We start from the raw sequence: 9,097 nt of genomic DNA, 5'->3' as shown, positions 1-9,097 counted from the left end.
CACCGCTCGTTTTTCGGACCGTGAATCACGCCGTCCCAAGGAAATCAATGGGTCCTCACCCTAGGCCAATTGAACTACAACCATTCGCTTAGAGAGTTTTGGTCACCTTGCGCAGATGGGGAGGATTGTCCGGATCAAGGCCACGCTGCACTGAAAGCCTTTCTGCGAGACGATAGAATGGCTGGACGCTCAAAAGCGGGTCAACGAGCCAGTGACCAGTTGCGAGAGGTGGCGCTAGAGTTATGACTCGCGCGCCCTGAATCGGTAGCCGTTCCAAGGCCTGTTCCATGCCTTTTCCATCCGGTGTGGACAAGGCGATGACTGGATAGCCGTCACGAAGCACGGCGCTCGGCCCATGCAAGACCTCGGCGCCACTGTAAGACGCTGCATGGATGGCGCATGTTTCTACCAGCTTCAAAGCGAATTCATGCGCCAGACCCAGCGCCGCGCCCCGCGCGATGATCGTTGTTTGATAGGTTTCGCGCAGTGCCTCCAGCACCTCGTCCAGAGCAGGCATTTCGATGTCTTCCTTCATGCAATCGGGAAGCCGGCAAAGTGCTGCGGCAAGGTCATGATCGTCGGCCCAATCAGCAATCAGCCACAGGCCAGCAACAATGGAGTTGAAAAAGCTCTTCGTCGCAGCAACAGCGTGTTCAGGCCCTGCAAGAATGTCGATCACGTCTTGTGCGGCCAACGCCAGCGGGCTCCTCGGCGTATTTGTCAGGGCGACGACATGTCCGCCGTTTTTTGCCAGCGACTGGCAAAGCGCCGCGATATCCTCGCTCCCGCCAGATTGACTGATGGCAAGTGCGGCAAGCCCCTTCATCTTAAGCTCTTTGCCGTAAACCGAATGGATTGAGGGGCCGATTGAGGCAACTGGAAGGCCCAGAACCGACTGGATCGCATAGCTCAGATAGTTGGCTGCGTGATCGGACGAACCACGCGCGACGGTGACGACCGTGTTGGGGTCGAGTTCGCGGAGTGCGGCGGCGATTGCTTGGCTTTTTGATCTGGCTTCGGGTGTGGTGAGGCGTCGGGCCGCCTCGGGCATCTCATTGATTTCCCGGGCCATCCGGGTCGTGGCGCTTTGGGTCATTCTCGGGCGATATCCAACTCGGAGACCGGCGTGGACACCGCAGAAAAGCCGCCCCGCGTCGCGACCGCGAGGGCGCCGCGTTGATTGCCCGCCTCAAGACAGGTTTGGAGAGAAGCGCCATTCAGCCATCGTGACAAGAAGCCCGCGTTGAAAGCGTCTCCGGCGCCGGTTGTGTCTTTGACATCTACTCTGCGGGCCGGTGCAGTTAGCGTTTCGTTTGACGAGAGCAATGTCGCGCCAGCGGCACCACGTTTGACGACTGTGATGGCGCCCATCCGATCGCTCAGGCCAGAGCCTTGGAGGACCTTCATTTCCGCCTCGTTGGGAAGAAACACATCAAGCATGCCGACGAATGGCCGAAGCGCGTCGGCTGTAAAGTTGTCGTCCCAACCACAATCAGCTGAAACAGTCGCGCCAACTGACCGGGCCACTTGCAGTATCTCCGGATCGGCGATCAGGCTGGTGATTTCGCCGATATGGATGTGCTGAAAGCGGTATTTGCCGATATCGTCGGCGCGTATTCTTGGGAAGGCGTCACCAGCCCGGCGGGTGAGAAAGGACCGATCCTCGCCCTTGGCCATGGCCACGGTGATCTGGGGGCCTTCGCTGGCTGGTAGTGGAGCGCATAGCGACAGATCAACCTGGGACGCGGTTAGATCAGGTCGCATCAGTTCGCCAAAGGGCGACGCCGGCAGCATCGCAGCCAGTGACGACCTGTGCCCGAGTTGTGCCAGATGTGCAGCCGTGATGAAGGCCCCGCCGCCGGCATGGGCACCAACCCCATCGGTGAACACTTCCGTGCCGAGTGTTGGCATCCTGGGCAGCCCGGTAAAGATCAGATCGCAATACAGGCGACCGACCGACAATACCGGTGGGTTGTCCTGGTTCATACTCACCGAAGCGCCGCCCCGCTATCGGGATCAAAGATATGTATGTTTTGCGCCTCTGCACCGAGATTGACGGTATTGCCAAGTTCCGGCGGCGTGCGGCCATCGGCCTTCGCGATAATGTCGCCATGGGACGTGCCGACATGGATCAGCGTCTCGTGTCCGAGCGGTTCACGGACATTGACTGATCCGGTGATGAGCGCCGGGCCGTCGACGGGCGCGAGGTCCTCCGGGCGGATCCCAAGCATGACTTTGCGGTGGTCGCTGATCTGCGCGCCAAGTTCCATCCGCGACCCGCCATCAATCTGAATGGCGCCACCCGATACGGTCGCCGGGATCATGTTCATCGCCGGCGACCCGATAAAGCCTGCAACGAAGGTGTTGGCAGGCGCGTGATAGACCTCTGAGGGGGTGCCAATCTGCTGGATGTAGCCGTCTTTCATGATGACGATCCGGTCCGCCATGGTCATCGCCTCGACCTGGTCATGGGTGACAAAAACGATGGTTGCGCCGACGCGCTGGTGGAGCTTTTTTATCTCCAGTCGCATCTGAGTGCGAAGCTGTGCGTCGAGGTTGGAGAGAGGTTCATCAAAGAGGAAGACTGCCGGGTCGCGGACCATCGCGCGGCCAATGGCGACGCGCTGCCGCTGGCCGCCCGACAACTGGCCGGGTTTCCGGGCAAGAAGGTCTGTCATGCCAAGGATCTCGGCGATCTCATCGATGCGCTTTTCCTTCTCTGCGCGGGGCAGCTTTGAGGAACGCAGCCCGAAGCCGATGTTCTTGCGCACCGTCATATGCGGATAGATTGCGTAGTTCTGGAACACCATCGCAATGTCGCGTTCCTTGGGCTCGAGGTTGTTGACCACTTTGCCGCCAATCTCGATGGAGCCGCCGGTCACCTCTTCAAGCCCCGCAATCAGGCGGAGCGTCGTGGATTTGCCGCAGCCCGATGGACCGACGAGGACGACGAATTCGCCATCCTGAATATCGAGGTCGATCCTGTGGAGCACCTCGGTCTGGCCGTAGGTCTTGACCAATTGGCTGAGCTTGAGGTTCGACATCTTTTAGGTCCCCATCACGTCCGCGAAGGCCGCGTTCAGTTTCTTCTCTGCCGTCGCATGCCGGGTTTTGCGCGCGTTTTGCCGGGCGGCAAGGTCGGCGAGCGTCGCTGCATAACCGTCGAGTGCCGGAAGAAGTGCCGCCTTGGCTGGCCCTCCGGGTCGGTCACGCCGCGCTACGAAAGTCTCGGCGGCGACGGTTGTCTTGAATGCGGCCTCATCCATTGTCGGCGGGCGCCCGGTGGCGCCTGCGAAGGCGGCTTGAAAGGCGCTGTAGCCAGCGTCAGAGCCAAGCGGCACTTCTTCTTTGATCACTGCCTTGGCCACGGTGGCCGCGATTTCGTGGGCCTGCCGAAAGCTCAAGCCTTCATCACGCACCAGCGTGTCCGCAAGTTCCGTAATCGTGATGCAGGCGGCATCCGTGGTGCGGGAGACGCGTTCCGCGTTGATCCGGCAGGCTGGCAGGAACGTGGTCAGAAGTCGGAGCACGCGACTGCCGCTCTCAAAGGCGGCGTAACCCGCCTGCTGTACCTCGCCTTCGCTGTCATTCATGTCCGTAAATGGGGTGTTGTGCATTGTACCGACAATCATGTCACAACGCCCCACGGTAACCGATGCCATGTGGCGCAGATGCTCGATGGGTACTGGGTTGCGCTTCTGCGGCATGATCGAGCTGATCTGGACGAGGCTGTTCGGGACGTGGATCTGGCCAACTTCGAAGGCAGACCAGAATTGCAGGTCCTGGATCAGACGGCCAAGATGGATGAAAATCAGCTTGATCGATGAATAAAGGCCGGTGACGTAGTCGACTGACGCGATGCAGCCGTAAGAATTCAGGAGCGGTTCTTCGAAGCCGAGCAGGTCAGCGACGCGCTGACGATCAATCGGGAAGCCAGAGGTCGTAATGGCCGCGGCCCCCATTGGGCAATGTTCAAGGCCATTCGCCTCAGCGTCCAGCCGCCGAGCGTCGCGGAGGATGACTTCGATGATTGCGCCCAAGTAGTGTCCGAAGGTCGTCGGCTGTGCGGGTTGGCCGTGGGTGTACGCCACGATGAGCGTATCCGCTTCCTTGCGCGCCTTTTGGATGAGCGCGTCGGCAAGGGCATGCAGTTCGTCAATCAAAGTGGCAACGCGCTGACGCAGGGCCAGTTTGAAGAGCGTGTGGTCCATGTCGTTGCGGGATCGCGCGGTGTGGAGCGAACCCCCAAGATCGCCTAACCGCGCGCGAAGCTCAGCTTCAACAAGGAAGAAGTAGTCTTCGTGTTCTCCGGTATAGGTCAGCGCCTCGATATCGGCATCGGCCTCGATGGCGGCGAGTGTCTTGGCCAGCACTCTTGCGTCCTTCGCGGGCAAAATGCCTGTCTCAGCCAGCATCACCAGATGCGCACGATTGATCGACGCCATACCTGCTGCATAGTTCGCCTTCACCCCTTCGAAGAGTGGTGCCAGGACCGTGTCGCGGTATACCGGATCGGGAAATACGGATTTGTCGGTCATGCGTGGTTCCGCCCGTTGCATTTCAGCCACATCCGGACGGGCTCATGGTCATAGGTCGTCAGTTCCAGATGGTTTCCATCGGGGTCCTGAGAACAGTAGGCGAACGCCAGATCATGGTCCGCCACGTAAAGGTGACCGTGATCAAGGGCAGAAATCTCAACCATAGAAGTCATCCTTTGAGGCCCGCCATCACGACACCTCGGATAATAAAACGCTGGAAGATCAGGAAGACGATCAGCGTTGGGATGGTCGAGATCGCAGCTCCGGTCATCACCAGCTCCCATTGCACATCGGCTTCATCGGCAAAGGTCGAAAGGCCAACCGGGAGGGTGTACATCTCCCAACTGTTGGTCACGATCAGTGGCCAGATGAAGGCGGTCCAGTTACCCAGGAAGACGAAGATGGCCAGTGCTGCCAACGCGGGCTTCACGAGCGGCATCGCCACGGTCCACCAGATTTGAAGTTCATTCAGCCCGTCGATCCGGGCGGCTTCGATGAAATCATCGGGCACGGTTTCGAAGAATTGCTTCATCAGGAACGTACCGAAGGCTGTCATGAGCCCCGGAAACATGATGCCCCAGTAGGTATCGAGCCACCCGAACTGCTGGCTCATCAGATACCAAGGGATCACCAGCATCTCTGTCGGGATCATCAAGGTCGAGAGGATTGCGATGAAAACGATATAGCGACCCGGGAAGCGGAACTTGCAGAGCGTGTACCCGATCAGGCTGTCAAACAGCACTGCCGAAACGGTCGTGATGATGGCAATGATGAGCGAATTGAGGAACCAGCCGTAAAAGCGCCCGTCCTCCAGGACATATGCGTAGTTCTCAAAATGCGGCTCGTTTGGGATGAGCGTGACGTCATAGATTTCATGCGGCCACTTCATCGAGGTCGACAGCATATAGACGATTGGCATGACCATCGCGATGCCGCCAAGGAAGAGAATGAGCCAGCGGATGAACTGGCCCCAATTGCCCTTCGTGCGGATCGTCCGCGCGGCGACAAGTGTTTCCGAGGAAGCGCGGATATCGTCGACAGCGGCCATCAGCGATCCTTCATCAGCCACAGCTGGAAGAGCGACACGAGGAGCAGGATCAGGAACAGCACAACCGTCTGCGCCGCAGCGTACCCCATGTCAAAATCCGTGAACGCGCTCTGATAGATGGCAAGGACCAGCGGTTTGGTTGAGTTAAGCGGTCCACCAGGATCATTGGTCGTCATGTTGAAGACTTGATCGAAAATCCTCAGAAATCCGATGGACGAGAAGACCACCAGAAAGACGATCGTCGGTTTCAGAAGGGGGATCGTGATCTCGAAAAGTGTTGCCGTTTTTGACACCCCGTCGATGCGCGCAGCCTCATAGTAACTTTGCGGAATAGCACGTAACCCGGCCATGAAGATAATGATCTGGAAACCAAGACCGGCCCATACGGCAGGCGCCAGAATTGAAGGGAGTGCATTCGTCGTGGAGCGCAGGAACTCGATCTGCGGAATGCCGAACTGCGCCAGGAAGTTGTTGAAGAGCCCGGTGGGCACCGGCTGATAGAACCACCGCCAGACCCAGGCCATGGCCACCGCGCTTGTCATAAACGGCAGGAAATAGAGCATCCGGATAAAGCCATGCATGAAGCGCGTCTTGTCGAGATGGTAGGCGATAAGGAACGAAATCACGAGGCTGATCGGCGTGCCAAGGATCAGGTAGACGAATGTATTTCGGAAGACCTGCCAGAAGTCCGGATCATTCCAGAGTTTGATGTAATTCTCCCAACCGGCCCATTCCCGGCTGCCCAGAAGGTTCCAGTCCTGAAACGAGATCACCATCGCATTGGCGGTCGGATAGAACCGGATCACAACATAGAAGATCACGGGCACCGCAAGGAATGCCCATGCCCAGACAATCTGCTTTTGTCGAATGGTAAGGTTACGGTACATCAGTCCTGCCAAGGAGAAGGGGCGCGGATGTCCGCGCCCCGATCTATCAGTTGGACGCGTAGAAATCGTCGAGCAGTTCCTGCTCGGCCTCTGCGGCAATGGCGACTGAATCGGCCACCGACATGCCTTCAAGCTTTACCCGCTCAACCGCGTCGATCAGAAACTGGCGCTGGGCACTTTCGTTCACGAACTTCGTGGTATTGGCATATTCCAAACCACGGATGAACGGACCGAAGGTTTCGTTGCTTGCATTGGCTTCGGTTAAACCAACCGAAGGCTTTGCCGGAAGCTCACCCACCACATCGAGCCAAATCTGCATGGCCTCATCCGATGTAATGTATTGCATGAACTTCACTGCCGCTTCGTATTTCTCACCTTCAGCTTTTGTCGTGATCGCATTGACCCAGTAGGACGAATAGTTTGACCGCATGCCGTCCGCTGTTGCTGGCAGTTCCGTCACGCCCCATTCAAGACCCCGCGTGTTGTTCAGCGACCCGATCCTGAAAGAGCCGTCAATATGCATACCGGCACGGCCAGCTTTGAACGCCGCTTGGGGTTCTTCCATGAACCCGATGGCGCCAATCCCGCCTTCTTCGCCAAGGCCAACGTAGAATTCCATGGCCTCGATGCCTTCGGGTGTATTGTAGTTCACCGTCCGATAATCATCCAGATAAGGCTCACCGCCGAACTGGCGGACCAAACCTTCACGGAACCAATGGTGATCCTGCGCGGTCATGCCCATGGTGAGGCCCGCCTGCGTGATATTGCCGGCGCCATCCCTCTCGGTCAGTTGCGCACCGATCTCAAGCATTTCGTCCAACGTCTCTGGCGGGCCATCGATCCCGGCTTCTTCAAAAAGACGCGTATTGTAGAAAAGCGCGAGCGAGCGCACGGCAGTGGGTAGCGCCCAGTAATTGTCACCCTCGCGCATGGCCGAGACCATAGGGAAGAAATCCGAGTCGATCTGGTCTGCGGGGAACGCATCCGCCGGGAGCGGCTGGATCAGGCTCGCAGCCTTGTAATCATTCAGCCAACCGTAAAAGAGCTGCACGACGTCCGGGCCTTCGCCTGCCGGGATCGCCGCAGCAACCTTTGTGCGATAATCGGCGTAGGGGAAATGGGTCATTGTGACCGTTATGTCCGGATTCTCAGCTTCGAAGTTTTCGATCAGCTGTTCCATCGCTTCCACGCGGGCATCAAAGAAATACTGCCAGTATTCAATCTCAACCTCGGCATTGGCCGCTGATGACACAAGCGCCAACGCACTGGTTGCCGTCGCAAATGCCATCGCCTTCAAACTAGTGAATTTCATGTCGGGACTCCCTGGTTTTTGGTGCTGGCCTGACGCCAGTCTGACGCGGGAACTAGCCGCGAATACCCCAACGCTAGCCCAGCGGTGTTGAATCATCAAGTAAGTTGAGTTAATTGCCAATCATGTCCATCACGACCGAAACCGTTGGTGCAAATGCCGAGCGTGCGCGCAGCCACAACCGACAGATGGTACTGGATCGCGTCCGGCAGGCAGGACAGATCGGGCGGGCCGAGATTGCGCGTGGGTCGGGGCTTTCGACGCAGGCCGTGTCGAATATTATCTCGGATCTTTTGTCTGATGGGCTGATTTCCGAGCAGGGCCGCAAGGCGACAACGCGCGGCCAACCCCCTGTCCAATATGGATTAAATCCAGTTGGCGGATACGCCGTCGGCATCGAAATTCGCCCGGACGCGATCTTCGCAACCGTTCTCGATCTCTGCGGCAAGCCCGTCGCCTCGCTTCGCCGGACGTTAGCGGTCCACGACCTGAACGGCGTAACCGAGGCCGTGGTCGCAGCCAAATCGGCCATAATAGAAGAGGCCGACCTCCCCGCATCCAAGGTTCTTGGGGTGGGTATTGTTATGCCCGGCCCATTCGGACGAACAGGCTTGAGTGGCACAGGGTCGGAGCTTTCGATTTTCCACGAGGTCTCTCCCACCGACTGGTTCACCGAGGCGCTGAACACCCCTGTCGTTGTTGAAAATGACGCCAACGCCGCCGCCGTGGCCGAACTGGTTGCTGGCGCGGCTCGCGGGCTTGACACCTTCGCGTGTCTGTACTTCGGCAACGGCCTCGGCCTTGGCCTCATTCAAGACGGTCGTCTGGTCAGGGGCGCGTTTGGCAACGCCGGTGAGATCGGCCACATTCCTGTAACTTCGAAGGGTAGGGCCGTCCCACTTGAGGCGGCGCTCAGCCGCTTGGCGGTGCAAAAGCACCTCGCAAATGCGGGTTTCGACATCAGGAGCAGCGATGGGCTGGCCGAAGCCTATGCCGCACGCAACGCAGCTTTGATGACGTGGCTAGACGCCGCCGCCGCCGAGCCACTCTCCCACGCAATTACGATCATTGAGAACATGTTTGACCCCGAAGCTGTGATCCTCGGCGGTGCAATGCCGGACGCGATCTTTGATCATCTGATCAGTTCGGTCACGCTGGCCGAACGCTCGGTCTCGAACCGGCCCGGGCGCACAACCGACCGCCTTCTGCGCGGCGCTTCGGGCCGCATGACGGGCACGCTTGGCGCTGGCGCATTGGTCATCAACCGCGCATTCACCCCGCGCATCGCTGCCGTCGCCCGATAGAGGACACCGCT

At 58.7% G+C, this 9,097-nt stretch carries 9 protein-coding genes; 1 reads left to right on the top strand and 8 read right to left on the bottom strand.

The annotated features are described in order from the left end of the window. Positions 1-88: 88 nt before the first annotated feature. The 8 genes from SLH47_RS16875 to SLH47_RS16840 are packed head-to-tail and all read right to left on the bottom strand — an operon-like array spanning position 89 to position 7,785. Positions 89-1,096 carry an SIS domain-containing protein gene (locus SLH47_RS16875; RefSeq protein WP_320240978.1) on the bottom strand — a complete coding sequence of 336 codons (1,008 nt, stop codon included), beginning with the start codon at positions 1,094-1,096 and terminating at the stop codon, positions 89-91. Next, positions 1,093-1,986, bottom strand: a complete 894-nt coding sequence (locus SLH47_RS16870) for a carbohydrate kinase family protein (protein ID WP_320240977.1) — start codon at positions 1,984-1,986, stop codon at positions 1,093-1,095. The genes SLH47_RS16875 and SLH47_RS16870 overlap by 4 nt, the downstream gene beginning before the upstream one ends. A 2-nt stretch (positions 1,987-1,988) precedes the next feature. Next, positions 1,989-3,044: a sn-glycerol-3-phosphate ABC transporter ATP-binding protein UgpC gene (locus SLH47_RS16865; RefSeq protein WP_320240975.1), complete on the bottom strand. Its 1,056-nt coding sequence runs from the start codon at positions 3,042-3,044 to the stop codon at positions 1,989-1,991. Positions 3,045-3,047: 3 nt separating this feature from the next. Beyond that, positions 3,048-4,538 carry an argininosuccinate lyase gene (gene argH, locus SLH47_RS16860; protein ID WP_320240973.1) on the bottom strand — a complete coding sequence of 497 codons (1,491 nt, stop codon included), beginning with the start codon at positions 4,536-4,538 and terminating at the stop codon, positions 3,048-3,050. Beyond that, on the bottom strand, positions 4,535-4,702 hold the full coding sequence (locus SLH47_RS16855; protein WP_320240971.1) for a hypothetical protein: 168 nt from the start codon (positions 4,700-4,702) through the stop codon (positions 4,535-4,537). The genes argH and SLH47_RS16855 overlap by 4 nt, the downstream gene beginning before the upstream one ends. A gap of 5 nt (positions 4,703-4,707) precedes the next feature. Next, positions 4,708-5,586, bottom strand: a complete 879-nt coding sequence (locus SLH47_RS16850) for a carbohydrate ABC transporter permease (RefSeq protein WP_320240970.1) — start codon at positions 5,584-5,586, stop codon at positions 4,708-4,710. Continuing rightward, positions 5,586-6,473, bottom strand: coding sequence for a sugar ABC transporter permease (locus SLH47_RS16845; RefSeq protein WP_320240969.1), 888 nt, complete (start codon positions 6,471-6,473; stop codon positions 5,586-5,588). The genes SLH47_RS16850 and SLH47_RS16845 overlap by 1 nt, the downstream gene beginning before the upstream one ends. Positions 6,474-6,519: 46 nt before the next feature. After that, the gene (locus SLH47_RS16840) at positions 6,520-7,785 is read right to left on the bottom strand and encodes an extracellular solute-binding protein (protein ID WP_320240967.1); all 1,266 of its coding nucleotides are present in this window, start codon (positions 7,783-7,785) and stop codon (positions 6,520-6,522) included. Between the two features lie 122 nt (positions 7,786-7,907). On the opposite strand from SLH47_RS16840, the gene SLH47_RS16835 reads away from it, so the two are divergent. Then, entirely contained in the window at positions 7,908-9,086 is a 1,179-nt protein-coding gene (locus SLH47_RS16835) for an ROK family transcriptional regulator (protein ID WP_320240965.1), read from the top strand. Positions 9,087-9,097: the final 11 nt, after the last annotated feature.

The sequence above is a fragment of the Cognatiyoonia sp. IB215182 genome, assembly GCF_033963905.1.
Lineage (GTDB): Bacteria > Pseudomonadota > Alphaproteobacteria > Rhodobacterales > Rhodobacteraceae > Yoonia.
The sequence above is the reverse complement of the archived record's forward strand: the minus strand, read 5'-3'. Positions and strand labels throughout refer to the sequence as shown.